Origin of the sequence: Streptomyces sp. NPDC002044 (assembly GCF_040296725.1) — a bacterium.
Lineage (GTDB): Bacteria > Actinomycetota > Actinomycetes > Streptomycetales > Streptomycetaceae > Streptomyces > Streptomyces antarcticus.
Window position 1 is genome coordinate 1 of record NZ_JBEOXU010000099.1, and the last position, 24,477, is coordinate 24,477.

Annotated in this window: 25 protein-coding genes; 9 read left to right on the plus strand and 16 right to left on the minus strand. The window is 71.5% G+C overall.

Features of this window, described 5'->3' with window-relative positions; all coding sequences use genetic code 11:
* Positions 1 to 107: 107 nt before the first annotated feature.
* The 13 genes from dapD to ABT106_RS22475 form a co-directional block, all read right to left on the minus strand.
* A complete protein-coding gene (dapD, locus tag ABT106_RS22415) occupies positions 108 to 1,088 on the minus strand; it encodes a 2,3,4,5-tetrahydropyridine-2,6-dicarboxylate N-succinyltransferase (protein ID WP_351280105.1) in 981 nt (326 codons plus the stop codon).
* A 194-nt stretch (positions 1,089 to 1,282) separates the two neighbouring features.
* Positions 1,283 to 1,834: a TetR/AcrR family transcriptional regulator gene (locus ABT106_RS22420; RefSeq protein ID WP_351280108.1), complete on the minus strand. Its 552-nt coding sequence runs from the start codon at positions 1,832 to 1,834 to the stop codon at positions 1,283 to 1,285.
* Positions 1,834 to 2,157, minus strand: coding sequence for a DMT family transporter (locus ABT106_RS22425; protein WP_351280110.1), 324 nt, complete (start codon positions 2,155 to 2,157; stop codon positions 1,834 to 1,836). The genes ABT106_RS22420 and ABT106_RS22425 overlap by 1 nt, the downstream gene beginning before the upstream one ends.
* 21 nt (positions 2,158 to 2,178) lie before the next feature.
* On the minus strand, positions 2,179 to 3,576 hold the full coding sequence (locus tag ABT106_RS22430; RefSeq protein ID WP_502979451.1) for a hypothetical protein: 1,398 nt from the start codon (positions 3,574 to 3,576) through the stop codon (positions 2,179 to 2,181).
* Between the two features lie 153 nt (positions 3,577 to 3,729).
* A complete protein-coding gene (locus ABT106_RS22435; protein ID WP_008741046.1) occupies positions 3,730 to 4,074 on the minus strand; it encodes a metal-sulfur cluster assembly factor in 345 nt (114 codons plus the stop codon).
* Positions 4,071 to 4,532 (minus strand): Fe-S cluster assembly sulfur transfer protein SufU, encoded by a 462-nt coding sequence (gene sufU / locus ABT106_RS22440; RefSeq protein ID WP_351280113.1) that lies wholly within the window; start codon positions 4,530 to 4,532, stop codon positions 4,071 to 4,073. Before sufU ends, ABT106_RS22435 begins: the two co-directional genes overlap by 4 nt.
* Before the next feature lie 31 nt (positions 4,533 to 4,563).
* A complete protein-coding gene (locus tag ABT106_RS22445; protein ID WP_351280116.1) occupies positions 4,564 to 5,820 on the minus strand; it encodes a cysteine desulfurase in 1,257 nt (418 codons plus the stop codon).
* Positions 5,817 to 6,590, minus strand: coding sequence for a Fe-S cluster assembly ATPase SufC (sufC, locus tag ABT106_RS22450; RefSeq protein ID WP_351280119.1), 774 nt, complete (start codon positions 6,588 to 6,590; stop codon positions 5,817 to 5,819). The genes ABT106_RS22445 and sufC overlap by 4 nt, the downstream gene beginning before the upstream one ends.
* Before the next feature lie 7 nt (positions 6,591 to 6,597).
* Positions 6,598 to 6,915 carry a bifunctional 3-phenylpropionate/cinnamic acid dioxygenase ferredoxin subunit gene (locus ABT106_RS22455; RefSeq protein ID WP_267722351.1) on the minus strand — a complete coding sequence of 106 codons (318 nt, stop codon included), beginning with the start codon at positions 6,913 to 6,915 and terminating at the stop codon, positions 6,598 to 6,600.
* Positions 6,915 to 8,126, minus strand: a complete 1,212-nt coding sequence (gene sufD, locus ABT106_RS22460; protein WP_351280123.1) for a Fe-S cluster assembly protein SufD — start codon at positions 8,124 to 8,126, stop codon at positions 6,915 to 6,917. The genes ABT106_RS22455 and sufD overlap by 1 nt, the downstream gene beginning before the upstream one ends.
* A gap of 78 nt (positions 8,127 to 8,204) precedes the next feature.
* A complete protein-coding gene (gene sufB / locus ABT106_RS22465) occupies positions 8,205 to 9,620 on the minus strand; it encodes a Fe-S cluster assembly protein SufB (RefSeq protein WP_351280126.1) in 1,416 nt (471 codons plus the stop codon).
* Positions 9,617 to 10,378 (minus strand): helix-turn-helix transcriptional regulator, encoded by a 762-nt coding sequence (locus tag ABT106_RS22470; RefSeq protein WP_351280129.1) that lies wholly within the window; start codon positions 10,376 to 10,378, stop codon positions 9,617 to 9,619. The genes sufB and ABT106_RS22470 overlap by 4 nt, the downstream gene beginning before the upstream one ends.
* A 111-nt stretch (positions 10,379 to 10,489) precedes the next feature.
* Entirely contained in the window at positions 10,490 to 10,789 is a 300-nt protein-coding gene (locus ABT106_RS22475) for a formate/nitrite transporter family protein (RefSeq protein WP_351280132.1), read from the minus strand.
* Between ABT106_RS22475 and ABT106_RS22480 the strand changes: the two genes are divergently transcribed.
* The 4 genes from ABT106_RS22480 (at position 10,788) to ABT106_RS22495 (ending at position 14,703) form a co-directional block, all read left to right on the plus strand.
* Positions 10,788 to 11,714, plus strand: coding sequence for an ABC transporter ATP-binding protein (locus ABT106_RS22480; RefSeq protein ID WP_351280135.1), 927 nt, complete (start codon positions 10,788 to 10,790; stop codon positions 11,712 to 11,714). The genes ABT106_RS22475 and ABT106_RS22480 overlap by 2 nt on opposite strands.
* Positions 11,711 to 12,493 carry an ABC transporter permease gene (locus ABT106_RS22485; protein ID WP_351280137.1) on the plus strand — a complete coding sequence of 261 codons (783 nt, stop codon included), beginning with the start codon at positions 11,711 to 11,713 and terminating at the stop codon, positions 12,491 to 12,493. The genes ABT106_RS22480 and ABT106_RS22485 overlap by 4 nt, the downstream gene beginning before the upstream one ends.
* 82 nt (positions 12,494 to 12,575) lie before the next feature.
* Positions 12,576 to 13,709, plus strand: a complete 1,134-nt coding sequence (locus ABT106_RS22490; protein ID WP_351280140.1) for a hypothetical protein — start codon at positions 12,576 to 12,578, stop codon at positions 13,707 to 13,709.
* Positions 13,710 to 13,734: 25 nt separating this feature from the next.
* Entirely contained in the window at positions 13,735 to 14,703 is a 969-nt protein-coding gene (locus ABT106_RS22495) for a COX15/CtaA family protein (RefSeq protein ID WP_351280143.1), read from the plus strand.
* 31 nt (positions 14,704 to 14,734) lie between these two features.
* Here the strand turns inward: ABT106_RS22495 and ABT106_RS22500 are convergent, their stop codons facing one another.
* The 3 genes from ABT106_RS22500 to ABT106_RS22510 form a co-directional block, all read right to left on the minus strand.
* The gene (locus tag ABT106_RS22500) at positions 14,735 to 15,877 is read right to left on the minus strand and encodes an amidohydrolase family protein (protein ID WP_351280145.1); all 1,143 of its coding nucleotides are present in this window, start codon (positions 15,875 to 15,877) and stop codon (positions 14,735 to 14,737) included.
* A 127-nt stretch (positions 15,878 to 16,004) separates the two neighbouring features.
* Complete coding sequence (locus ABT106_RS22505) at positions 16,005 to 16,346, minus strand: hypothetical protein (protein ID WP_351280148.1); 342 nt, start codon at positions 16,344 to 16,346, stop codon at positions 16,005 to 16,007.
* Positions 16,347 to 16,370: 24 nt separating this feature from the next.
* Complete coding sequence (locus ABT106_RS22510) at positions 16,371 to 17,312, minus strand: heme o synthase (RefSeq protein ID WP_351280150.1); 942 nt, start codon at positions 17,310 to 17,312, stop codon at positions 16,371 to 16,373.
* A gap of 352 nt (positions 17,313 to 17,664) precedes the next feature.
* Between ABT106_RS22510 and tkt the strand changes: the two genes are divergently transcribed.
* The 5 genes from tkt to pgl all read left to right on the plus strand — a co-directional run bounded on the left by tkt (position 17,665) and on the right by pgl (position 24,437).
* Entirely contained in the window at positions 17,665 to 19,767 is a 2,103-nt protein-coding gene (tkt, locus tag ABT106_RS22515) for a transketolase (RefSeq protein WP_351280152.1), read from the plus strand.
* 34 nt (positions 19,768 to 19,801) lie between these two features.
* A complete protein-coding gene (gene tal, locus ABT106_RS22520; protein ID WP_351280154.1) occupies positions 19,802 to 20,920 on the plus strand; it encodes a transaldolase in 1,119 nt (372 codons plus the stop codon).
* A 5-nt stretch (positions 20,921 to 20,925) separates the two neighbouring features.
* On the plus strand, positions 20,926 to 22,452 hold the full coding sequence (gene zwf / locus ABT106_RS22525) for a glucose-6-phosphate dehydrogenase (RefSeq protein ID WP_502979452.1): 1,527 nt from the start codon (positions 20,926 to 20,928) through the stop codon (positions 22,450 to 22,452).
* Complete coding sequence (opcA, locus tag ABT106_RS22530; protein WP_351280158.1) at positions 22,449 to 23,456, plus strand: glucose-6-phosphate dehydrogenase assembly protein OpcA; 1,008 nt, start codon at positions 22,449 to 22,451, stop codon at positions 23,454 to 23,456. Before zwf ends, opcA begins: the two co-directional genes overlap by 4 nt.
* A gap of 198 nt (positions 23,457 to 23,654) precedes the next feature.
* The gene (pgl, locus tag ABT106_RS22535) at positions 23,655 to 24,437 is read left to right on the plus strand and encodes a 6-phosphogluconolactonase (protein WP_351280159.1); all 783 of its coding nucleotides are present in this window, start codon (positions 23,655 to 23,657) and stop codon (positions 24,435 to 24,437) included.
* Positions 24,438 to 24,477: the final 40 nt, after the last annotated feature.

A 24,477-nucleotide genomic window follows, 5' to 3' on the forward strand; every position in this document is an offset into this window, starting at 1 on the left:
TCCCGCGCCCCCGCGCCCCCGACCGCCGCGGCCGGGGGGGGGGCGGCCCGGCGGCGACCGGCACCGGCCGCCGGCAGCGGGTCAGCCGCGGCGCCGGCGGTGGGGCCTCAGTTGTGGCTGTGCAGGACCTCGTTCAGGCCGCCCCAGGCCGCCTTGTACGGGCGGGCCTCGACGGCGCCGGTGACCGAGTTGCGGCGGAAGAGGATGTTGTCGGCGCCCGAGAGCTCCAGGGCCTTGACGATCTGGCCGTCCGGCAGGGTGACGCGGGTGCCCGCGGTCACGTAGAGGCCCGCCTCGACGACGCACTCGTCGCCCAGCGCGATGCCCACGCCCGCCTCGGCGCCGATCAGGGTGCGCTCGCCGATCGCGATGATCTGCTTGCCGCCGCCCGACAGGGTGCCCATGGTGGACGCGCCGCCGCCGATGTCGGAGCCGTCGCCGACGACGACGCCCGCGGAGATGCGGCCCTCGACCATCGAGGTGCCCAGGGTTCCGGCGTTGAAGTTGACGAAGCCCTCGTGCATCACGGTGGTGCCCTCGGCGAGGTGTGCGCCGAGGCGGACGCGGTCCGCGTCGGCGATGCGCACGCCCTTGGGGACGACGTAGTCCGTCATCCGCGGGAACTTGTCGATCGAGGTGACCTGGAGGTGCAGGCCCTCGGCGCGCGCGTTGAGGCGGACGGTCTCGACCTGGTCGACCGCGACGGGGCCGAGCGAGGTCCAGGCGACGTTGGTGAGCAGGCCGAAGACGCCGTCCAGGTTCTGGCCGTGCGGCTTGACCAGGCGGTGGCTGAGCAGGTGCAGGCGCAGGTACGCGTCGTGCGCGTCCAGCGGCTTGTCCTCCAGGGAGGTGATGACCGTGCGGACGGCTACGACCTCGACGCCGCGGACCGCGTCCGAGCGGATCGCCTTCGGCGCGGTGGCGCCGAGCAGCTCCACGGCCTGTTCGGCGGTGAGGCGCTCGGTGCCGGCCGGGCCGGGCTCGGCGACCAGCCGGGGGGCGGGGAACCAGGTGTCGAGGACGGTGCCGTCGGCGGTGATGGTGGCAAGTCCGGCGGCGACGGCGCCGGTGGTACGCGTAGCAGTCATGCCCGAAACCTAACCGGCGACGGCCCGCGGTCGCGAACCGGTCTCATGTGCCGGTCCGTGTCCCCGTACGAGAACGTGCACGGAACACGCACCGGAAGCCCGCGCGGCCACGGACACGGGCCCGCCGGCGCCCCTCCCGGCCGGCCCTCCCGCCCTTCCCGCCGCCGGTCCCCTCCCGCCTCGCCGGACCCGCCTCAGCTCCGGCCCAGCACCCGCCCCAGGACCTCGCGCGCGTACGGTTCGTCGTACGCCGCGTCCGTCAGCAGCACCTGCAGCCCGATGCCGTCGACCACCGCCACCAGGGCCCGCGCGGTCACCGGATCCGTCCGGGCGGCCAGCGCCCGCGCCACCCCCTCGCACCACTGCGCCGCCACCGGCCGCAGCGCGGGGCGCCGCAGGGCCTCCAGGTACAGCTCGTACTCCAGCTCCGCCCGGCCCCGGTCGGCCGTCAGGAACTCGCCCAGCAGCCGCGCCAGCGCCGCCGCGAGGTCCGTGTCCGGGTCGGCCAGGGCCCCGGAGTCCGCCACCGCCCGCGCGAAGCCCTCGTTGGCCTGGCGCAGCGCCGCGACCAGCAGGTCGTCCAGGGTCTTGAAGTGGTAGGTGGTCGACCCGAGCGGTACGTCGGCCTCCGCGGCCGCGCTGCGGTGGCTCAGCCCCGCGATGCCGTTGGCCCCGACCACCCGGATGGCCGCGTCGACGATCCGCTGCCGCCGATCGGGGTCGTACCGGCGCACGCCCGGCGCCATCAGTGCGCCGCCCCGCCGAGGTTCAGCAGGACCACCCCGCCGATCACCAGTGCGATACCGCAGATCTTCGCGGTACCGGCCGCCTCCCCCATGAAGAGCATGCCGATGGCGGCGATGGCGGCCGTGCCCACGCCCGCCCAGATCGCGTACGCCGTGCCGACCGACATCGTCTTCAGCGTCTGCGCGAGCAGGGTGAAGGCGATGGCGTACCCCAGCAGCGTGCCCAGCGACGGCCACAGCTTCGTGAACCCGTCGCTGTACTTCATGGCGGTGGTCCCGGCGACCTCGGCGGCGATGGCCGCCGCGAGCAGTGCGTATGGCATGTGTACGAGCGTACACAACGGTCACCCCAGGGTGAACCAGACCGCCCGCGCCTTCTTCCACTCCGGGTGGTCGAGGTCCTTGGCCTCCGTGCCGTCCCCGTACAGGTCGGCCGAGCCGCTGTCGGTGATCAGCTGGACGCGGGCGCCGCGCACGCGCAGGTCGGGCACGCCGACCACGGCCTCCCAGCCGCCGGGATCGGTGGTCGGCAGGTCCGCCCGCTTCCTCGGGGCGTGGCCCGGTACGCCGTCCCACTGGTAGAGCGCGTACGGGTCGGAGTTGTCGTCGGCGGCGAAGGAGCCGGCGAGGATCAGGTACTGGCCGGCCGCGTTCTTGCGGAGGTCCCGGACGGCCAGGCCGCCGAGGTCCATCTCGATCGGCTCGCCGAAGACCGCCTTGGCGCCGTCCGCCAGGACCCGGTCGATGTTGGTGACCGGCACGACGAGCGCCTTGCCGCCCGGCACCGCCGGGGCCAGCGGGGCCCGGAAGCCCAGGTAGGCCGTGGTCGTGGAACCGGGTGCGAACTCCAGCCCCTCCACGTTGAAGCCGTCGATCCGCTTCGGCACCTGGCCGGTCGCCGTCCCGGCCGCGAAGCCGTAGCGGTTGCCGTGCGCCGCGTCCCAGGCGACCAGGTCCTCGCGCAGGCCCTTGTAGGCGCTGCCGAAGGAGACCTCCGTGGCGGCGCCCGAGCCGGTGATCCGCGTGGTGAAGACGGTGTTGCGCTCCGCCTTGTACTTGCCGTCCTTGTTGTTGCCCAGCGAGCCCGTCCAGTAGACGGTGTCGCCCACCCGGGCGGCGGCCTCGATGTCGGCCTCCTTCTTCCAGCCCAGGGCGGGGCCGAGGTCCCAGGTCTTCACCGGCGCGCCCGAGCGGGAGCGGTCGTAGAGCCGCAGCACGTTGGACTCGTCGTCGGCCACCAGCACGTGCCCGCCGCCCGCGTCGACCGCGGCGGAGGCGTCCGAGGACCCGGTGAGGTAGCGGGTGACCGGCGCTGCGGCGACCCGCGCCGAGGCCGCGTAGGACAGGGTCGCGGTCGCGGTCTTCCCGCCGCGGCCGGTCACCTCCAGGACCAGGTCGGTGTACCCCTGCGCGCGGGCCCGCACGGTCAGGGTCCGGTCGCCGGTCCGGGTCCGCTCCTGGCGCACGTCGCCCACGCCCGCCACCGAGGGGTCGCTGGACGACACCACCCGCAGCCGCAGGAGGCCGGCCGGCATCCCGGCCTGCTCGACGTCCACCGTCACGGACGGGTCGCCGTACGCGCCCACCGCGCCGCTGAGGTGCGTGGCGGACAGCGCGACCGTCGGGTCGGCGTACCCGGCGGCGTGCGCGGGGGCGGCCAGCCCCGCGACGAGCAGGGCCGCGGCTCCGGCGGCTCCCGCCGCTCCCAGACGGCGACGGGCCGGTGAAGGGCGAACGGTCACAGGGGGTCCTCTCCAGTACTGCGCCACATCGTGACGGCCGTCGAGAAGATTCGGCCACCGCGGCCAACTCCCGGTGCACACCACCCGTCCGCCCGGAGAACAGGGAGGGCCCCCGGCACGACCGTGCCGGGGGCCCTCACACGCGGGCGTCGATCAGACGTTGAAGCCGAGCGCGCGAAGCTGCTCACGACCGTCGTCCGTGATCTTGTCCGGGCCCCACGGGGGCATCCAGACCCAGTTGATGCGAAGTTCGTTGACGATGCCGTCCGTCGCCGACTTCGCCTGGTCCTCGATGACGTCCGTCAGCGGGCAGGCCGCCGACGTCAGCGTCATGTCGAGGGTGGCGATGTTCGCGTCGTCGACGTGGATGCCGTAGATCAGGCCCAGGTTCACGACGTCGATGCCCAGCTCGGGGTCGACCACGTCGTAGAGGGCCTCGCGGACCTCCTCCTCGGTGGCCGGCTTGATCGACGCCTCGGGCGTCGCGTTGTCGGTCATACCGTCTCCCTCTCCGCGCCGCCCAGTGCCTGGGCCGTCGCGTCCTTCCACGCCATCCAGCTCAGCAGAGCACATTTCACACGCGCCGGATACTTGGAGACGCCGGCGAACGCGACCGCGTCCTCCAGCACCTCCTCCATCTCCTCGGTCGGCTCCAGCTTGCCCTTGGACTGCATCAGCTCCAGGAACACTTCCTGGATCTTCCGCGCCTCGGCCAGCTCCTTGCCGACGAGCAGCTCGTTCAGTACGGACGCGCTGGCCTGGCTGATGGAGCAGCCCTGGCCCTCGTACGAGACGTCGGTCAGCGTCTCACCGTCGTACTTCACGCGCAGCGTGATCTCGTCACCGCAGGTGGGGTTGACGTGGTGCACCTCGGCGTCGCCGTCGCGCAGGCCACGCCCGTGCGGGTGCTTGTAGTGGTCCAGGATCAGTTCCTGGTACATCGAATCCAGCTTCACTGCGGCCCCAACACCTTCGTCGTGTCCTTCGTCATCCGAAGAAGTTACGTACGTGCTCCAGGCCGTCGATCAGCGCGTCGACCTCGGCCGGAGAGGAGTACAGGTAGAAAGACGCCCGCGTCGTCGCAGGAATTCCGTACCGCAGGCAGACCGGGCGCGCGCAGTGGTGTCCCACGCGGACCGCGATGCCCTGCTCGTCCAGAACCTGGCCGACGTCGTGCGGATGGATGTCACCGAGCGTGAAGGAGATCGCGGCGCCGCGGTCCTCGGCCGTGGTGGGGCCGATGATCCGCAGGCCGGGCACCTCCAGGAGGCGCTTGACCGCGTACTCGGTGATCGCGTGCTCGTGCGCGGCGATCTTGTCCATGCCGATCGCGGTCAGGTAGTCCACGGCCGCGCCGAGGCCGACGGCCTGGGCGATCGGGGGCGTACCCGCCTCGAACTTGTGGGGCGCCGGGGCGTACGTCGAGGCGTGCATCGACACGGTCTCGATCATCTCGCCGCCACCGAGGAACGGCGGCAGGTCCTCCAGCAGCTCCTGGCGGCCCCAGAGGACGCCGATGCCGGTCGGGCCGCACATCTTGTGGCCGGTGAAGGCCACGAAGTCGGCGCCGAGCGCCTGCACGTCCAGCGGCATGTGCGGAGCGGCCTGGGAGGCGTCGATCAGCACCAGGGCGCCGACGTCCTGGGCGCGCCGGACGATCGCCTCGACCGGGTTGACCGTGCCCATGATGTTGGAGACCAGCGTGAAGGAGACGATCTTCGTCTTCTCCGTGATGACCTCTTCGATGTTGGACAGGTCGAGCCGGCCGTCGTCGGTGAGGCCGAACCACTTCAGCTTCGCTCCGGTGCGCTGCGCGAGCAGCTGCCACGGGACGATGTTGGAGTGGTGCTCCATCTCCGTGATGGCGATCTCGGTCTCGCGGTCCACCCGGTAGGGCTCGTCCGCCCAGCCGAGCATGTTCGCGACCAGGTTGAGCGACTCCGAGGCGTTCTTGGTGAAGATCACCTCGTTGCGGCTCGGAGCGTTGATGAAGGCGGCGACCTTGTCGCGAGCGCCCTCGTACAGCGCCGTGGCCTCCTCGGCGAGCACGTGCACGCCGCGGTGGACGTTGGCGTTGTGCTGCTCGTAGTACTCGTTCAGCGCATCGAGCACCTGGCGCGGCTTCTGCGAGGTCGCCGCGTTGTCCAGATAAACGATCTTCTTCCCGTCGTGGACCACACGATCCAGCAGGGGGAAGTCCTTGCGGATCGCCTCGGTGTCGAGGAGGCCAGGCAGCTGTGTCACGCGGTCGCGCCACCCTTCACGTACTTGTCGTAGCCCTCGGCCTCCAGCTGGTCGGCGAGCTCGGCGCCACCGGACTCGGCGATACGGCCGTTCGCGAACACGTGAACGAAGTCGGGCTTGATGTAGCGCAGGATGCGCGTGTAGTGGGTGATCAGCAGCGTGCCGACCTCGCCACCCTCGCGGACCCGGTTGACGCCCTCGGAGACGACGCGCAGGGCGTCGACGTCCAGGCCGGAGTCGGTCTCGTCGAGGATCGCGATCTTCGGCTTGAGGAGCTCCAGCTGGAGGATCTCGTGGCGCTTCTTCTCACCGCCGGAGAAGCCCTCGTTGACGTTGCGCTCGGCGAAGGAGGTGTCCATGGAGAGCTGCTCCATGGCGGCCTTGACCTCCTTCACCCAGGTGCGCAGCTTCGGCGCCTCGCCGCGGATCGCGGTGGCCGAGGTGCGCAGGAAGTTGGAGACCGAGACGCCGGGGACCTCGACCGGGTACTGCATGGCGAGGAACAGGCCGGCGCGGGCGCGCTCGTCGACGGACATCTCCAGGACGTTCTCGCCGTCGAGGGTCACGGTGCCACCGGTGATGGTGTACTTCGGGTGACCGGCCAGCGAGTAGGCCAGGGTGGACTTGCCGGAGCCGTTCGGACCCATGATGGCGTGCGTCTCACCCTGCTTGACGGTGAGGTCGACGCCCTTGAGGATCTCGCGGGCACCCGTGGCCGAGTCGCCGGTCTCGACGGTGACGTGCAGGTCGTGGATTTCAAGCGTTGCCATGGATACCTCAGGACTCCTGGGTGAGGGAGACGAGCACGTCGTCCCCTTCGATCTTTACGGGGTATACGGGTACGGGGCGCGTCGCGGGCAGGCCGGACGGCTTTCCGGTGCGCAGGTCGAAGGACGACCCGTGCAGCCAGCACTCGATCATGCAGTCCTCGACCTCGCCCTCCGAGAGGGACACGTTCGCGTGCGAGCAGATGTCGTTGATCGCGAACACCTCCCCCTCAGTGGAGACGATGGACACCGGCGTGCCGTCCAGCTCGACCCGCTTGGGGGTGTCCGCTTCCAGCTCGCTCAGCGCGCAGGCCTTGACGTAATTCATCAGACGGAACCCTGGAGCTCGGTCTCGATCTTGGAGAGCAGGCGCTCCTCGATGTCGTCGACACCGATCTGCTGGACCAGCTCGGCGAAGAAGCCGCGCACGACCAGACGGCGGGCCTCGTCGGCCGGGATGCCGCGGGACTGGAGGTAGAAGAGCTGCTCGTCGTCGAAGCGGCCGGTCGCGGAGGCGTGGCCGGCGCCGACGATCTCGCCGGTCTCGATCTCCAGGTTCGGCACCGAGTCGACCCGCGCGCCGTCCGTGAGGACGAGGTTGCGGTTCAACTCGTAGGTGTCGGTGCCCTCGGCGGTCTTCTCGATGAGCACGTCACCGATCCAGACCGCGTGGGCGTCCTGGCCCTGGAGGGCGCCCTTGTAGACCACGTTCGACTTGCAGTGCGGGGCACTGTGGTCGACCAGGAGGCGGTGCTCCTGGTGCTGGCCGGCGTCCGTGAAGTACAGGCCGAAGAGCTCGGCCTCGCCGCCGGGGCCGGCGTAGGTCACGCGCGGGTGCAGTCGTACCAGGTCGCCGCCGAAGGTGACGACGATCGACTTGAAGGTCGCGTCACGGCCGATCAGCGCGTTGTGCTGGGACACGTGGACGGCGGTGTCGTCCCAGTCCTGCACGGACACGACGGTGAGCTTGGCGCCGTCGCCGACGAGGAAGTCGACGTTGGCGGCGCGCACGCCGTCACCGGTGTGGTCGATGACGACGACGGCCTCGGCGAACGCCTGGACGTCGAAGACCGTGTGGCCGAAGGTCGTGCCGCCCTCGCCGTGCAGCGCGACGCGCACCGGCTCGGTCAGGACGGCCTCCTTGGGCACGGTGACGACCGTGGCCTTGGCGAAGGACGAGAACGCCTGGGCGGCGATCCGGTCCACCGGCGTGCCGGCCTTGCCGATGCGCGCGTCGCCGCGCTCCACCGACTCGACCGTCACGACGTCGGGCGCGTCGATCTGGGCCTTCATGGTGCCGTTGGCGACCGCGGTGCCGTCGTGCAGGCCCTTGAGGCGGGCGAGCGGGGTGAACCGCCACTCCTCCTCGCGTCCGTTCGGAACCGGGAAGTCGGCCACGTCGAAGGACGGGGGCGCGCTCATCCGGGTGGCGACGGTGGACTCGGCGGCCACCGCGATCGCGCCGGCAGTGGTGGAACCCGCTGCGGGGGTACCTCCCTGAACCGCAAGGTTCTTGGGGGCGTTCTGAGCCTCAGCCATGGCTGTCGTCTTGCTCACTCTCTTGTAAAGCGTGCCTACGTCAAAGAATCCGCCGCGGATGCGCGGGGCGGTCGGGGACTAGCCGACCGAGCCCTCCATCTGCAGCTCGATCAGCCGGTTGAGCTCCAGCGCGTACTCCATCGGCAGCTCGCGGGCGATCGGCTCGACGAAGCCGCGCACGATCATCGCCATGGCCTCGAACTCGGTCAGTCCGCGGCTCATCAGGTAGAAGAGCTGGTCGTCGGAGACCTTGGAGACGGTCGCCTCGTGTCCCATGGACACGTCGTCCTCGCGGACGTCCACGTAGGGGTACGTGTCCGAGCGGGAGATCGTGTCGACCAGGAGCGCGTCGCACAGCACGTTGGACTTCGAGCCGTGGGCGCCCTCGGCGATCTCGACCAGGCCGCGGTACGAGGTGCGGCCGCCGCCACGGGCCACCGACTTGGAGACGATGTTCGAGGAGGTGTTCGGCGCCATGTGGACCATCTTGGAGCCGGCGTCCTGGTGCTGGCCCTCGCCGGCGAAGGCGATGGAGAGGGTCTCGCCCTTGGCGTGCTCGCCCATCAGGTAGACGGCCGGGTACTTCATGGTGACCTTGGAGCCGATGTTGCCGTCGACCCACTCCATGGTCGCGCCCTCGTACGCCACGGCGCGCTTGGTGACCAGGTTGTAGACGTTGTTCGACCAGTTCTGGATGGTCGTGTAGCGGCAGCGGCCGCCCTTCTTCACGATGATCTCCACCACGGCGCTGTGCAGCGAGTCCGAGGAGTAGATCGGGGCGGTGCAGCCCTCGACGTAGTGGACGTAGGCGTCCTCGTCGACGATGATCAGCGTCCGCTCGAACTGGCCCATGTTCTCCGTGTTGATACGGAAGTAGGCCTGGAGCGGGATGTCGACCTTGACGCCCTTGGGCACGTAGATGAACGAGCCGCCGGACCACACCGCGGTGTTCAGCGACGCGAACTTGTTGTCGCCAACCGGGATGACCGTGCCGAAGTACTCCTGGAAGAGCTCCGGGTACTCCTTGAGCGCGGTGTCCGTGTCGAGGAAGATGACGCCCTGCTCCTCCAGGTCCTCGCGGATCTGGTGGTAGACGACCTCGGACTCGTACTGGGCCGCGACACCGGCGACCAGGCGCTGCTTCTCCGCCTCGGGGATGCCGAGCCGGTCGTACGTGTTCTTGATGTCCTCCGGCAGGTCCTCCCACGAAGCGGCCTGCTTCTCGGTGGAGCGCACGAAGTACTTGATGTTGTCGAAGTCGATGCCGGAGAGGTCGGAACCCCAGTTGGGCATGGGCTTCTTGCCGAACAGCTTGAGGCCCTTGAGGCGGAGGTTCAGCATCCACTCCGGCTCGGACTTCTTCGACGAGATGTCGCGGACGACCTCCTCGGACAGACCCCGCTTGGCAGCGGAGCCGGCCGCGTCGGAGTCGGCCCAGCCGTATTCGTAGGTGCCCAGGCCATCGAGCTCAGGGTGAGCAGTCTCCGTGGTCATGCGGGGTTCCTCCCGGCCGTACGTGCAGATGCTGATGTGTCGGTCTGTGTCGCGCTCGCGCTGCGTGGAATGAACGTCGTGCACACTCCGTCGCCGTGGGCGATCGTGGCGAGGCGCTGCACATGTGTCCCGAGCAGACGGGAGAAGACCTCGGTCTCCGCCTCGCAGAGCTGCGGGAACTGCTCGGCTACATGTGCGACCGGGCAGTGGTGCTGGCACAGCTGTTCGCCGCTGCGCGGACCGGGAGCGCTCTTCGCCGTAGCAGCGTACCCGTCCACGGTCAACGCCTTGGCCAGGGCCTCCGTGCGGTCCTCCGGGGCGGCCGCTTCCACGGCGTCCCGGTAGGCCCGCGCCTGCGTCTCCATCCGCGACCGGGCGAAGGCGGCGACCGCCGCTTCCCCTGGCTCCCCGCCGCCGACGGACTGCGCGATCCAGCGCAGGGCGTCCGCGGCGAGCGCGTCGTAGGACTGGTCGAAGGCGTCGCGGCCGCAGTCGGTCAGCGCGAAGACCTTGGCGGGCCGGCCCCGGGAGCGCGTGCCGTACACGCGCTGTTCGCGGGGTGCGACCACGTCGTCGGCCACGAGCGTGTCGAGGTGGCGGCGCACGGCGGCCTGGGTGAGGCCGAGGCGCTTGGCGAGGTCGGCGACGGTGGACGGACCGTGGTCCAGGATGGACCGCACGACCCGGTCGCGGGTTGACCGCTCCCCGGTCGCGAGCTCCCCCTGGGGGGTCTCGATCTGCCGTTCGCCGTATTTCACAACGCTATTGTTGCGTAATTAACCGCCGCGCGACAAGCGGTGACGGAGGCCGCACCTGGTGGCCTCCATCACTAAGGGTTACCTAATTTGTCGACGCAGCGTTATCGAAACCTATTCGGAGCGATACGTTCCGCTCTCTCGCCGGAACCCTCCCGCGAACCAGTACACGGCTCCCACCAGCGAACCTCCGCCCACGACGTTCTCCGGCACGGCAAACATCAGCTTCCGGCAAAGATCACTGAAACCGACTGGGCCATCCAGGATCGCGAGGCTGAAAAGAGCCATATTCGCGACGCGGTGTTCGAATCCGACGGCCACGAAGACCCGACCGGCAGCCACAGGACGAAGATTTGGGCGGCGTCCCCCCGGGACCGAGGACCCCCGCCGAGGCTCCGTAGACTCACCCCCCATGAGCAACGACCCCGCCGTGGAGATCCGCGGACTGGTGAAGCGGTACGGCCCCAGGAACGCGGTGGACGGCCTGGACCTCACCGTCCGGAGGGCCTCGGTCACCGCGGTCCTCGGCCCCAACGGCGCGGGCAAGACGACCACCGTGGAGACCTGCGAGGGCTACCGCCGCCCCGACGCCGGCACCGTCCGCGTCCTCGGCCTCGACCCGGTCGCCCAAGCCGAGCGGCTGCGCCCGCGGATCGGCGTGATGCTCCAGTCCGGCGGCGTCTACTCCGGGGCCCGCGCCGTCGAGATGCTGCGCCACATGGCCACGCTGTACGCCCACCCGCTCGACGTGGACCCCCTGGTGGAACGCCTCGGCCTCGGCGGCTGCGGCCGCACCCCCTACCGCCGGCTCTCCGGCGGGCAGCAGCAGCGGCTGGCCCTCGCCATGGCCGTGGTCGGCCGCCCCGAGCTGGTCTTCCTGGACGAGCCCACCGCCGGACTCGATCCGCAGGCCCGCCGCGCGACCTGGGACCTCGTACGGGAACTGCGCGCCGACGGGGTCACCGTCGTCCTCACCACCCACCACATGGACGAGGCGGAACAGCTCGCCGACGAGGTCGCCATCGTGGACGCCGGCCGGGTCATCGCCCACGGCAGCCCCGAGCAGCTGTGCCGCGGCGGCGCAGAGAACACCCTGCGCTTCACCGGCCGCCCCGCCCTGGACCTCGGCTCGCTCCTGAAGGCGCTGCCCGACGGCACCGAGGCCGTCGAGCTGACCTCGGGCGTCTACCGGGTCACCGGCGACGTCCACCCGCAGCTGCTGGCCACCGTCGCCTCCTGGTGCGCCCAGCACGGCGTGATGCCGGACAACCTCTCGGTGGAGCGGCACACCCTCGAAGACGTGTTCCTGGAACTGACCGGCAAGGAGCTGCGCGCATGAGCGCCGGTACGTTCACCCCCGCCCCGGGGGCCGCGCCCGTATCCCGCATGATCCTCGCGCAGACCGCGCTGGAGACGCGGATGCTGCTGCGCAACGGGGAGCAGCTGCTGCTCACCGTGATCATCCCGGCGCTGCTGCTGGTGCTGTTCTCCGCCGTCGACATCATCACCGTGCCGGCCGGCGCGGACGGCACGGGGACGTCCGTGGACTTCCTGGCCCCCGGCATCCTGGCGCTCGCCGTGATGTCCACCGCCTTCACCGGCCAGGCCATCGCCACCGGCTTCGACCGCCGGTACGGGGTCCTCAAGCGTCTCGGGGCCTCCCCGCTGCCGCGCTGGGCCCTGATGGCCGCCAAGACCCTGTCGGTGCTGGTCACCGAGGTGCTCCAGATCGCCCTGCTGACGGTGATCGCCCTCGCGCTCGGCTGGTCCCCGCACGGGAACCCGCTGTCGGTCCTCGCCCTGGTCCTGCTGGGCACCGCGGCGTTCTCCGGGCTCGGGCTGCTGATGGCCGGCACCCTCAAGGCCGAGATGACCCTGGCCGCCGCCAACCTCGTCTTCCTGCTGCTGCTGGTCGGCGGCGGGGTGATCGTGCCGCTGGAGAAGTTCCCGGACGCGGTCCGCTCCGTCCTGGAGCTGCTGCCCATCTCGGCCCTGTCCGACGGGCTGCGCGCGGTGCTCCAGGACGGGGCCCCGCTGCCGTGGGGCGAGGCGGCCGTACTGGCGGGCTGGGCCGCGCTCGGCCTGGGGGCCGCGGCACGGCTGTTCCGCTGGGAGTGAATCCCTTCCGCTGCGGTCCGCCTTCCCGCGACTATGGATCCCGACCCATGAGGTGCGCGGACCACGACGCCGGGGGGCGGGCATGGCGGAGCGAGAGGCCGTTCTTCGGCTGGACGGGCAGTGGGCACGGGTGCGGACGGGGGCCGCGCACGCGGAGCCCGCGGAGCGCGAGCGGCTGCTCGACGAGCTGATCGGCGCCCTGCGGACGCACCCGGAGGACCCCGAGTGCACGGCCCTGCTGGGGCTGCGCCTCGCGGACCGGGCGGCGCTGCGCTTCGCCGACGGGGACCGCGCGGGCGCCCTCGCCACGATCGAGGAGGCGCTGCGCAGCTCCGAGCGCGCGGCCGCCTACTCCCCCGCCTTCGCCCGCTGGTACGCCCGGGGGCTGATCAACCACGGCGTGTGGCTGGCCTGGCCGCTGAGCGACGGGGCCCGGCTGCCGCGCCATCCGCTGGGCCGGGCCGCCACCGCGGGGCCGAGCGCGATCGAGCGGGCGGCGGGCGAGCGCGCCCGCGACCTGACCCGGACCGCGGTGGGGGTGTGGGCGGGCCTGGACCAGCGGGACCCGGTCAACCGGAGCGGTCTGGCCCAGGCCAAGGTCTTCCTCGGCGACCGGCTCGCGGAGCTGGGTTCCGCCGAGGACGCGGTCGCCTGGGCGGTGGACGCGGAGTCGGACTTCCGGCAGCTGCTCCTCGCGGACCCGGGCACGGCGGAGTCCGAGGACGCCGAGGAGGCCCTCGACCACATCGGCCGCCAGCTGGAACTGCGGTTGCGCTACCTGGCCTTCGACTCCCTGGTCAGCCTGCGCGCGCGGCGGCTGCTGCCCGAACGGCTGCTGCCCCAGGCCGTGGTGGCCGCCCGGATCCAGGGCGTGGCCGAGTCGGAGATCGCGGCCCGGCTCCACCTCGGCGCGGAGCAGGTGCACACGATGCTGGAGGTCACCCCCTGGCTCGCGGTGTGGCGCGTCGAGGTGCGCGGGCCCGACGGGCAGTGGAACGTACAGGGACATCCCTGGCACAGCACCACAGAAGTGCGGAACAGGACGGCTGAGGACGTGGCGTCCGATGTGGTGCGGGGGTTCGCCGGCTCGGCCGACCACCCGGGCGACGGCGTCCCCTGGCGGCTGCGGCTGTGGTGGCACGAGGAGGGCGACCCGGCCGGGGCGAGGTTCCGCCTCGTCGTCGGCCCCGACGCGGCGCCGGGCACCCCCTCGTGAAACTTTGCACAAGGCTCCGCATACGATGGGCGCCGTGTTGAACCCATTCACCTACCTCGCCGGCCGCTGGACCCCGTCACCCCGGATCGTCCGGCGGGCCGCGCTCGCGGCGCTCGTCATGAGCGTGGCCATCGTCGTCACCGGCGGCGCCGTGCGGCTGACCGGGTCGGGCCTCGGCTGCGACACCTGGCCCAAGTGCACCGACGACAGCCTGATCGCGACGCGGGAACAGGGCTTCCACGGCGCCATCGAGTTCGGCAACCGGATGCTGACGTACGTGCTCTCCGCGGCCGTCGGCTGGTACATCCTCGCCGCGCGCTCGGCCAAGCCGTGGCGGCACTCGCTGACGAAGCTCGGCTGGACCCAGTTCGCGATCGTGATGTCCAACGCGGTCCTCGGCGGGATCACCGTCAAGACCGGACTCAACCCGTACAGCGTCGCCGGGCACTTCCTCCTCGCCACCGCGCTGATCGCGGTGACCACGATCAGCTGGCAGCGCGCCGGCGAGGGCGACACCGCCCCCCGGCCGCGCGTGCCGGGGCCGGTGCGCAAGCTGTCGTGGGCGCTGATCGCGACCACCCTCGTACTGATCGCCGCGGGCACCGTCGTCACCGGTTCCGGACCGCACGCGGGCGACAGCAGCGACATCAAGCGGATGCCGTTCGACTGGTCGGCCACCGCGCACGTGCACGCCGTCGCCGCCTGGGCGGTGTGCGCGCTCGCCGTCGCGATGTGGCTGGTGCTGCGCGTGGTCGACGCCCCGTCCGACACCCGGGCCCGGGCCCGCGACCTGCTGGTCGTGCTGCTCGCGCAGGGCGCCATCGGCTACGTGCAGTTCCTCACCCAGCTGCCCGAGGTGCTCGTCGCCGCCCACATGCTGGGCTCCTGCCTGGTGTGGATCGCGGTCCTGCGCGTCGCGCTCAGCCTGCGCGAGCGGCCGTCGGACCAGCCGGAGATCCCGGCCCAGGGCGCGCCGCAGTTCTCCGCCGCCTGACGCCACGCCGTGCGGGGCACGCCCTTCGCGTTCACCCCGGCCCGTCCAGCCGGTAGACGCGGCGGGCGTTGCCCGCCGCGATCATGGCGGCCACCCGCTCCGCGTCCCGGCGGGACCAGGCGCCGTCGGCGGCCCACCCGCCGAGCACCCGGTCCAGCGCCTCCCGGAACACCAGGGCGCCCACCGCGTGCAGTTCGGGCAGCCGGCGCCCGCCGCTGGAGAACAGCAGCTTCCCGAACGGCGCGAGTTCCAGCAGCTCGGCCAGGACCGCGTCGGCCCGGGTCCCGGTCCGCGCCAGGGCCGCGCCGGCGTCGGCGTACACGTGCGGGAAGGCCGCCGCGAGCTGCGCCGCGTGCCGGTGGTAGGGATACCCGCCGAGCAGCACCAGCCGCGCCCCCAGACCGGCGGTGGCCCGGAAGAAGTCGGCGAGCAGCCCGGGGTCGCCCCGGTCCGGCCGCTGTCCCGGCTCCCCCGCGTCCGCCCCGGTGTGCAGCTGGAGCGGCAGCCCGGACTCGACCGCGCTCCACAGCAGGTGCCGCAGGAGTACGGGGTCCCGTACGGCCTCGCCCCGGGTCCGCCGGGCCAGCCAGCGGCCGGCCGCCCCGCGGACCTCGCCCGCACCCGGCGGCCCCGGCGCGAAGGCGAGGAAGGCGCCCAGGGAGGATGCCGTGCTCCCGGGAGCGGCGCCGCACGTGAAGGCGGCCGCCCCGGCGGCGCAGTGGTGGACGGCCTCGGCGAGGTTCGCCAGGAAGGCGGCCGCGGTGCCGGAGGTGTCGGCGATCTGCTCGGCCAGCCACTCCAGCCGGACCGCTTCGAAGGACTCCGCGTCCGCGGCCGACGCCAGCTCCTTGGCCCCCGTGAGGTCCCCGGGCGCCCCGGTGTCGACCAGGTAGGCGGCGACCCCCGAGCCCCGCAGCAGCCGCCGCGCGGACTCGGCCGTACCCAGCTCGCGCCGGCGGGCCAGGTAGCGGGCGGGCGGGCAGTGCGGCTCCAGCCCGAGCAGCGGCGGACACCAGCGGCGCACGGCGAAGCCGGTCTGCGTGTCGAAGAAGGTGGTGCCCGCGGCGGGCGGGCCGGCCGAGCGGATCAGCTCGGCCTCGAAGGTGCCCAGGCCCAGCTCCGTACGGATCACTCCGTGGCAGTACTGGTCCACCAGGGGCGGCGTTTCGATCATCCGGGCATCCCGTTGCGGACGTGGGGAAGGCGCTTCCACACGTCCTAACGGATGAGCGGGGTGTGAGGTGTTGCTCGCGCTGTTGACCGAGGCGCCGCCCGCGGGCCCCGGGACGGCGCCGGGGAGGTCAGAGCGCCGGGTTCGCCGGACCGCCGATCTGGATGCCGGCCATCCGCGTCCACTCGTACGGTCCGGTCCGCACCCGGGCGGCGAACTCCCCGTCGAACTCATCGTGCAGCGTCAGCGCGGCCTTCTCGGCGGCCAGCTCGGCCGCGGCGCGCGTGGGGGCCACCAGGTCGCCCCAGCCGCCGTCCGTGCCGACGAGCACGATCCGGGTGCCGGCCTGGCCGATGTGGGCGAGGTGGCCCTCGGCGCCGCCGTGCTGCTTGCCGAACGCGGCGATCTGCCTGGCCAGCTTCGCCGCCGTACGGTCCAGCTTCTTGTCTGCGGTCTGCGCGGTGTCTGCCATGGACGGCATGCTACCGGTGAGTAATCAGTGGAGGAAGGGATCCACGGCGACCGCCACGAAGAGCAGCGACACATAGGTGATCGACCAGTGGAACAGGCGCATCTCCTTGAGCTTCACGCCCGTCACGCCCGACTTGGCCCGCGCGTGCAGCGCGTGCGCCTCCCACAGCCACCAGCCGCCGGCGACCAGCGCGACCGTGGTGTAGAACCAGCCGGTGTAGCCCAGCGGCGTCAGCAGCAGCGAGACCGCCACCATCACCCAGCTGTAGAGGACGATCTGACGGGCCACGACCCTGTTCCCGGCCACGACCGGGAGCATCGGCACGCCGACCCGCGCGTAGTCGTCCTTCACCTTCATGGACAGCGGCCAGTAGTGCGGCGGCGTCCAGAAGAAGATGACGAGGAAGAGGATGACCGCGGCCCAGGAGACCTCGTTCTTGACCGCGGACCAGCCGATCAGCACCGGCATGCAGCCCGCGATGCCGCCCCAGACGATGTTCTGGGAGGTGCGCCGCTTCAGCAGCATCGTGTAGACGACGACGTAGAAGAGGAGCGCGCCGAGCGCGAGGGCGGCCGACAGCCAGTTGATGAGCAGACCGAAGAACAGGGTGGAGAGCACCCCGAGCGTGATGCCGAAGACCAGGCACTCGCGCGGGCTGACCATGCCGGTCACCAGCGGGCGCTGGGAGGTCCGGTCCATCAGCGCGTCGATGTCGCGGTCGATGTACATGTTCAGCGCGTTGGCGCCGCCGGCCGACAAGTAGCCGCCGAAGCAGGTCGCGAGGACCAGCCACAGCGACGGCACGCCCTGCTCGGCGAGGAACATCACCGGCACGGTCGTGATGAGCAGAAGCTCGATGATCCGCGGCTTCGTCAGTGCCACGAAAGCCATGGCCCGGGCCCCGATCGGCCGGTGGCCGGGGCTCGTCCCGAGCACCCCCGCTGGACGGGATTCGACGGCCGTCACGCACACCCCTGACAGAGAATCCAGCAAGCTCCGCGCGGACCAGGGAAGACATGAGGGTCCGGTAAAGGCTTGCGCGTACCACGCCACTCTAGACGTTGCGCTTACGTCGCCCCGCGCGGGGGTCGGTTCGTGTTGGGCCGACAGGACCGGGCATACGGGACGGTACGACCACGAGCGCGCCTCCGGCGCTCAGAGGGCGCCGCCGGCGCTCAGGTGAACGGCGGACACCGACGACGTGACCGACGTACGGCACTCGAATAGCTGCACGCCGCGGCGGGGGTAGGCTCGGAATCGCGCCGGTGCACCGCCTCGTCACCGGGAACAGACATGTGGAGAGGAGCCCTGAACAACGGTGAGCACCAAGCCGACCACCACAGAGCTCGAGTGGACCGAACTGGACCAGCGGGCCGTCGACACCGCCCGCATCCTGGCCGCTGACGCGGTCCAGAAGGTCGGAAACGGCCACCCCGGTACGGCGATGAGCCTGGCCCCCGCCGCGTACACCCTCTTCCAGAAGGTGATGCGGCACGACCCGTCGGACCCCGAGTGGGTCGGCCGCGACCGCTTCGTGCTCTCCGCGGGGCACTCCTCCCTCACCCTGTACACCCAGCTGTACCTCGGCGGGTTCGGGCTGGAACTGGAGGACCTCGAGGCGTTCCGCACCTGGGGCTCCAAGACCCCCGGCCACCCGGAGTACGGGCACACCAAGGGCGTCGAGACCACCACCGGCCCGCTGGGCCAGGGCATCGCCAACGCGGTGGGCATGGCCATGGCCGCCCGCTACGAGCGCGGCCTGTTCGACCCGCAAGCCCCGCAGGGCTCCTCCCCGTTCGACCACATGATCTACGCGGTCGCGGGCGACGGCTGCCTCCAGGAGGGCATCTCGCACGAGGCGTCCGCGCTGGCCGGCCACCAGAAGCTCGGCAACCTGGTGCTGCTGTGGGACGACAACCACATCTCCATCGAGGGCGACACCGAGACGGCCGTCTCCGAGGACACCCTCAAGCGGTACGAGGCGTACGGCTGGCACGTCCAGCGCGTCGGGCAGCAGGAGAACGGCGACCTCGACCCGAAGGCGCTGTTCGCCGCGCTCCAGGCCGCCAAGGCCGAGACCGGCCGCCCGTCCTTCATCGCCGCGCGATCGATCATCGCCTGGCCCGCCCCGGACGCCCAGGGCACCGAGGCCGCGCACGGCTCGGCGCTCGGCGACGACGAGGTGGCGGCCACCAAGCGCGTCCTCGGCTTCGACCCGGAGAAGTCCTTCGACGTCGCCGACGAGGTCCTCGCGCACACCCGGCAGGCCGTCGACCGCGGCCGCGAGGCCCGCGCCGCATGGGAGAAGGAGTTCTCCGCCTGGCGCACCGCCAACCCGGAGCGCGCCGCCGAGTTCGACCGCATCAACGCGAACGAGCTGCCCGCGGGCTGGGAGGACGCCCTCCCCGTCTTCGAGACCGGCAAGGGCGTCGCCACCCGCGCCGCCTCCGGCAAGGTGCTCCAGGCGCTCGGTGCGATCGTCCCCGAGCTGTGGGGCGGCTCGGCCGACCTCGCCGGCTCGAACAACACCACCATCGACAAGGACTCCTCGTTCCTGCCGGTGGGCAACCCGCTGCCGGAAGCCGACCCGTACGGCCGCACCGTGCACTTCGGCATCCGCGAGCACGCCATGGCCGCGTCCATGAACGGCATCGCCCTCCACGGCCACACCCGCATCTACGGCGGCACCTTCCTGGTGTTCTCCGACTACATGCGCAACGCCGTCCGCCTCTCCGCGCTGATGCACGTGCCGGTCACCTACGTGTGGACGCACGACTCCGTCGGCCTCGGCGAGGACGGCCCCACCCACCAGCCGGTCGAGCACCTCGCCTCGCTGCGCGCCATCCCGGGCCTGAACGTCGTCCGCCCGGCCGACGCCAACGAGACCGTCGTCGCCTGGCGCGAGATCATGCGCCGCCACACCAAGGTGTACGGCAAGGGCGCCCCGCACGGCCTGGCGCTGACCCGCCAGGGCGTGCCGACGTACGACCGCAACGACGACGCCGCCAAGGGCGGGTACGTGCTCTTCGAGGCGACGGACGCGCAGGGCGGGGCCACCGCCCCCCAGGTCCTCCTCATCGGCACCGGCTCCGAGGTCCAGCTCGCCGTCGCGGCGCGCGAGGCGCTGCAGGCCGGGGGCGTCCCGGCCCGTGTGGTCTCGATGCCGTCCGTCGAGTGGTTCGAGGAGCAGAGCCAGGAGTACAAGGACAGCGTCCTGCCGCCCTCCGTCACGGCGCGCGTCGCGGTCGAGGCGGGCATCGGCCTGACCTGGCACCGCTACGTCGGCGACGCCGGCCGGATCGTGTCGCTGGAGCACTTCGGTGCCTCGGCCGACGCGAAGGTGCTGTTCCGCGAGTTCGGCTTCACCCCCGAGGCCGTGACCGCCGCCGCCCACGAGTCGCTCGCCGCCGCCGCGCGCTGACGCCCGTACCAGACCAGTAGGAGATGCAATTCCCATGACAGACGCACTCAAGCGCCTCTCCGACGAGGGCGTGGCGATCTGGCTGGACGACCTGTCCCGCAAGCGCATCACGTCCGGCAACCTCGCCGAGCTCATCGACCAGTCGCACGTGGTCGGTGTCACCACCAATCCGGCGATCTTCCAGAAGGCGATCAGCGGCGGCGAGGGGTACGAGCAGCAGCTCACCGACCTCGCGACCCGCAAGGTCACCGTGGAGGAGGCTCTGCGCATGATCACCACGGCGGACGTCCGCGACGCCGCCGACATCCTGCGCCCGGTCTACGACCGCACCGACGGCCAGGACGGCCGGGTGTCGATCGAGGTCGACCCCCGTCTGGCCCACAACACCCCGGCGACCGTCGCCGAGGCCAAGCAGCTGGCCTGGCTGGTGGACCGCCCGAACACGCTCATCAAGATCCCGGCGACCAAGGCCGGCCTGCCGGCGATCACCGAGGTCATCGGCAAGGGCATCAGCGTCAACGTCACGCTGATCTTCTCGCTGGAGCGTTACCGCGGGGTCATGGACGCCTACCTCGCGGGTCTGGAGAAGGCCAAGGCCGCCGGCCTGGACCTGTCCCTGATCCACTCCGTCGCCTCCTTCTTCGTGTCCCGCGTGGACTCCGAGATCGACAAGCGCCTGGACGCCGTCGGCACCGACGAGGCCAAGGCCCTCAAGGGCAAGGCGGCGCTCGCGAACGCCCGTCTGGCCTACGAGGCGTACGAGGAGGTCTTCTCCTCGGACCGCTGGGCCGCGCTGGAGCGCGTCGGCGCCAACAAGCAGCGTCCGCTGTGGGCCTCGACCGGCGTCAAGGACCCGGCCTACAAGGACACCCTGTACGTGGACGACCTGGTCGCCCCGAACACGGTGAACACCATGCCGGAAGCCACCCTGGAGGCCACGGCCGACCACGGGCAGATCACGGGCGACACCGTGCGCGGCACCTACGACCAGGCCCGCGCCGAGCTCGAAGCGGTCGCGAAGCTGGGCATCTCGTACGACGATGTGGTGCAGCTGCTGGAAGACGAGGGCGTCGAGAAGTTCGCGGTGTCCTGGAACGACCTGCTGAAGTCGACCGAGGCGGAGCTTGAGCGCCTCGCCCCCACGGAGGCCTGAACACTTTGTCTGTGAACGGAGCGAACCCGCTTCGTGACGCACAGGACCGGCGGCTCCCGCGCATCGCGGGGCCGTCCGGCCTGGTCATTTTCGGCGTTACGGGTGACCTGTCGCGCAAGAAGCTGATGCCCGCCGTCTACGACCTCGCCAACCGCGGCCTGCTCCCGCCGGGCTTCTCGCTGATCGGGTTCGCCCGTCGCGAGTGGCAGGACGAGGACTTCGCCCAGGAGGTCCACGACGCCGTCAAGGAGCACTCCCGGACGCCCTTCCGCGAGGAGGTCTGGCAGCAGCTGGTGCAGGGCTGCCGCTTCGTCCAGGGCGACTTCGACGACGACGACGCCTTCGAGACGCTGAAGGCCACGATCGAGGAACTCGACAAGGCCCAGGGCACGGGCGGGAACTTCGCCTTCTACCTGTCGGTCCCGCCGAAGTTCTTCCCCAAGGTGGTCCAGCAGCTCAAGGACCACGGTCTGGCGCAGAAGGAGGGCTCCTGGCGGCGCGCCGTCATCGAGAAGCCCTTCGGCCACGACCTGAAGAGCGCGGAAGAGCTGAACAAGGTCGTCCACGAGGTCTTCCCCCGGGACGAGGTCTTCCGGATCGACCACTACCTCGGCAAGGAGACCGTCCAGAACATCCTGGCGCTCCGCTTCGCCAACACCATGTTCGAGCCGATCTGGAACCGGTCGTACGTCGACCACGTGCAGATCACCATGGCGGAGGACATCGGGATCGGCGGCCGTGCCGGGTACTACGACGGCATCGGCGCCGCCCGGGACGTCATCCAGAACCACCTGCTGCAGCTGCTCGCGCTGACCGCGATGGAGGAGCCCGGCTCCTTCCACCCCAAGGCGCTGGTGGCGGAGAAGCTCAAGGTGCTGACCGCCGTGGAGCTGCCCGAGGACCTGGGCAAGCACACCGTGCGCGGCCAGTACTCGGCGGCGTGGCAGGGCGGCGAGAAGGTCGTCGGGTACCTCGAAGAGGACGGCATCGACCCCAAGTCGAAGACCGACACCTACGCGGCCATCCGCCTGGAGATCAACAACCGACGCTGGGCGGGCGTCCCGTTCTACCTGCGGACCGGCAAGCGCCTGGGCCGCCGGGTGACCGAGATCGCGGTGGTCTTCAAGCGGGCCCCGTACCTGCCGTTCGAGTCGGGCGCGACCGAGGAACTGGGGCAGAACGCCCTGGTCATCCGGGTCCAGCCGGACGAGGGCGTGACGGTGCGCTTCGGCTCGAAGGTCCCCGGCACCTCCATGGAGGTCCGGGACGTCACGATGGACTTCGCCTACGGCGAGTCCTTCACGGAGTCGAGCCCCGAGGCGTACGAGCGGCTCATCCTCGACGTGCTCCTCGGCGACGCGAACCTCTTCCCGCGCCACCAGGAGGTCGAGCTCTCCTGGAACATCCTCGACCCGATCGAGCAGTACTGGGACAAGCACGGCAAGCCCGCGCAGTACCCGGCGGGCACCTGGGGACCGGTCGAGGCGGACGAGATGCTCGCACGAGACGGACGGAGCTGGCGCCGGCCATGAAGATCGACCTCACGGAGACCAACTCCAGCAAGATCAACGCAGCGATGGTGCAGGCACGCCGGGACATCGGCACGCCGGCCATCGGCATGGTCCTCACGCTGGTGATCGTGACCGACGAGGAGAACGCGTACGACGCGCTCAAGTCGGCGAACGACGCGTCCCACGAGCACCCCTCGCGGATCATCGTCGTCATCAAGCGGGTCAGCCGCTCGCCGCGCAGCCGGCGCGACGCCCGTCTCGACGCGGAAGTCCGCGTCGGAGCGGACTCCGGCTCCGGCGAGACGGTGGTGCTGCGCCTGCACGGCGAACTGGTCGACCACGCCCAGTCGGTGGTCCTCCCGTTGCTGCTGCCGGACGCCCCCGTGGTCGTCTGGTGGCCGGAGGGCGCTCCGTCGGACCTGGCGAACGACCCGCTCGGTTCGCTGGGGCAGCGCCGCATCACGGACACGTACTCGTGCGAGAACCCGATCGGCGCACTGGCCGGCCGGGCCGCCGCGTACGCCCCCGGCGACACGGACCTGTCCTGGACCCGGATCACCCCGTGGCGCTCCATGCTGGCGGCCGCGCTGGACCAGCAGAGCCTGTCGGTCGACACCGCGGTCGTCGAGGGCGAGGGCGACAACCCGAGCTGTGAGCTGCTGGCCATGTGGCTGGCGGACCGGCTGGGCGTCCCCGTCAAGCGCACGCTGTCCTCGGGGCCGGGGCTGACGGCCGTCCACCTGGAGACCAAGGGCGGCAACATCGTCCTCGACCGGGCGGACGGGGCCCTGGCCACGCTCTCCATGCCGGGGCAGCCCGACCGCGCGGTGGCGCTCAAGCGCCGCGAGACGGCCGAGCTGCTGGCGGAGGAGCTGCGCCGGCTGGACCCGGACAACACGTACGAGGTCTCGCTGAAGTTCGGCGTGGCCAAGCTCCAGGCCGCCCAGACGGCCGAGGCCCCGGCGAAGCCGGCTCCGGCCCAGAAGCCGGCGCCGAAGCCGGCGAAGAAGCCCGCGGCGAAGTAACGAGAACGCCGGCGGGGCTGGATCATCCAGCCCCGCCCCCGGCCTCGCCGGCGTTTGAGGCGCGGGGTCCGGGGCGGAGCCCCGGGAAACGGCGAAAGGGCGGGTCGGGGACCGCTCCGCGCAGCGGCACACACCCGCACCCGGCACCCGCACCGCACAGGCACCCCCGAACTACCGACAAGGCGGCAGCACATGGGTATGACGACTCCCCAGGTCGTCGTCCACCGGGACAAGGAGCTGATGGCCCAGGCCACGGCCGCCCGGCTCATCACCAGGATCGTGGACGCACAGGCGGCCCGCGGCAGCGCGTCGATCGTGCTCACCGGCGGCCGCAACGGCAACGGCCTGCTCGCGGCGCTGGCCGCCGCCCCGGCCCGGGACGCGGTCGACTGGCACCGGCTCGACCTGTGGTGGGGCGACGAGCGGTACGTCCCGGCCGACGACCCCGAACGCAACCACACCCAGGCCCGCGAGGCCCTCCTGGACTCCGTCCCGCTAGACCCCGCCCGCATGCACGTCATGCCCGCCTCCGACGGCCCGTACGGGACCGACGTGGACGCGGCGGCGGCGGCGTACGCGGCCGAGCTGGCGGCGGCGGCCCGACCGGAGGACCACGGCCCGGTCCCCCGCTTCGACGTGCTGATGCTGGGCGTGGGCCCGGACACCCACGTGGCCTCCCTCTTCCCCGAGCACCCGGCCTCCCGCGAGACCGAGCGCACGGTGGTCGGCGTCCACGGCGCACCGAAGCCGCCGCCCACACGGATCTCCCTGACCCTCCCGGCGATCCGGGCGGCCGGCGAGGTCTGGCTGCTGGCGGCGGGCGAGGACAAGGCCGCAGCGGTCTCCATCGCCCTCGGCGGTGCGGGCGGCGTCCAGGCCCCGGCGGCGGAGGCCCACGGCCGCTCCCGCACCCTGTGGCTGCTGGACCGCGCCGCGGCCGCCAAACTCCCCTCCGGGATGTACCCGCCGGCCTCGGCCTGAGCCGTGGCCGGCGGCACAGCACGTCCGGCGCAGCGCCCCG

Bases quoted from the DNA above. Each gene is read 5' to 3' on its own strand.
- dapD (WP_351280105.1), bottom strand. From the start codon at position 1,088: ATGACTGCTACGCGTACCACCGGCGCCGTCGCCGCCGGACTTGCCACC.
- ABT106_RS22420 (WP_351280108.1), bottom strand. From the start codon at position 1,834: ATGGCGCCGGGCGTGCGCCGGTACGACCCCGATCGGCGGCAGCGGATC.
- ABT106_RS22425 (WP_351280110.1), bottom strand. From the start codon at position 2,157: ATGCCATACGCACTGCTCGCGGCGGCCATCGCCGCCGAGGTCGCCGGG.
- ABT106_RS22435 (WP_008741046.1), bottom strand. From the start codon at position 4,074: ATGACCGACAACGCGACGCCCGAGGCGTCGATCAAGCCGGCCACCGAG.
- sufC (WP_351280119.1), bottom strand. From the start codon at position 6,590: ATGGCAACGCTTGAAATCCACGACCTGCACGTCACCGTCGAGACCGGC.
- ABT106_RS22455 (WP_267722351.1), bottom strand. From the start codon at position 6,915: ATGAATTACGTCAAGGCCTGCGCGCTGAGCGAGCTGGAAGCGGACACC.
- sufD (WP_351280123.1), bottom strand. From the start codon at position 8,126: ATGGCTGAGGCTCAGAACGCCCCCAAGAACCTTGCGGTTCAGGGAGGT.
- sufB (WP_351280126.1), bottom strand. From the start codon at position 9,620: ATGACCACGGAGACTGCTCACCCTGAGCTCGATGGCCTGGGCACCTAC.
- ABT106_RS22480 (WP_351280135.1), top strand. From the start codon at position 10,788: ATGAGCAACGACCCCGCCGTGGAGATCCGCGGACTGGTGAAGCGGTAC.
- ABT106_RS22475 (WP_351280132.1), bottom strand. From the start codon at position 10,789: ATGGGGGGTGAGTCTACGGAGCCTCGGCGGGGGTCCTCGGTCCCGGGG.
- ABT106_RS22485 (WP_351280137.1), top strand. From the start codon at position 11,711: ATGAGCGCCGGTACGTTCACCCCCGCCCCGGGGGCCGCGCCCGTATCC.
- ABT106_RS22490 (WP_351280140.1), top strand. From the start codon at position 12,576: ATGGCGGAGCGAGAGGCCGTTCTTCGGCTGGACGGGCAGTGGGCACGG.
- ABT106_RS22495 (WP_351280143.1), top strand. From the start codon at position 13,735: ATGGGCGCCGTGTTGAACCCATTCACCTACCTCGCCGGCCGCTGGACC.
- ABT106_RS22500 (WP_351280145.1), bottom strand. From the start codon at position 15,877: ATGATCGAAACGCCGCCCCTGGTGGACCAGTACTGCCACGGAGTGATC.
- ABT106_RS22505 (WP_351280148.1), bottom strand. From the start codon at position 16,346: ATGGCAGACACCGCGCAGACCGCAGACAAGAAGCTGGACCGTACGGCG.
- tal (WP_351280154.1), top strand. From the start codon at position 19,802: ATGACAGACGCACTCAAGCGCCTCTCCGACGAGGGCGTGGCGATCTGG.
- opcA (WP_351280158.1), top strand. From the start codon at position 22,449: ATGAAGATCGACCTCACGGAGACCAACTCCAGCAAGATCAACGCAGCG.
- pgl (WP_351280159.1), top strand. From the start codon at position 23,655: ATGACGACTCCCCAGGTCGTCGTCCACCGGGACAAGGAGCTGATGGCC.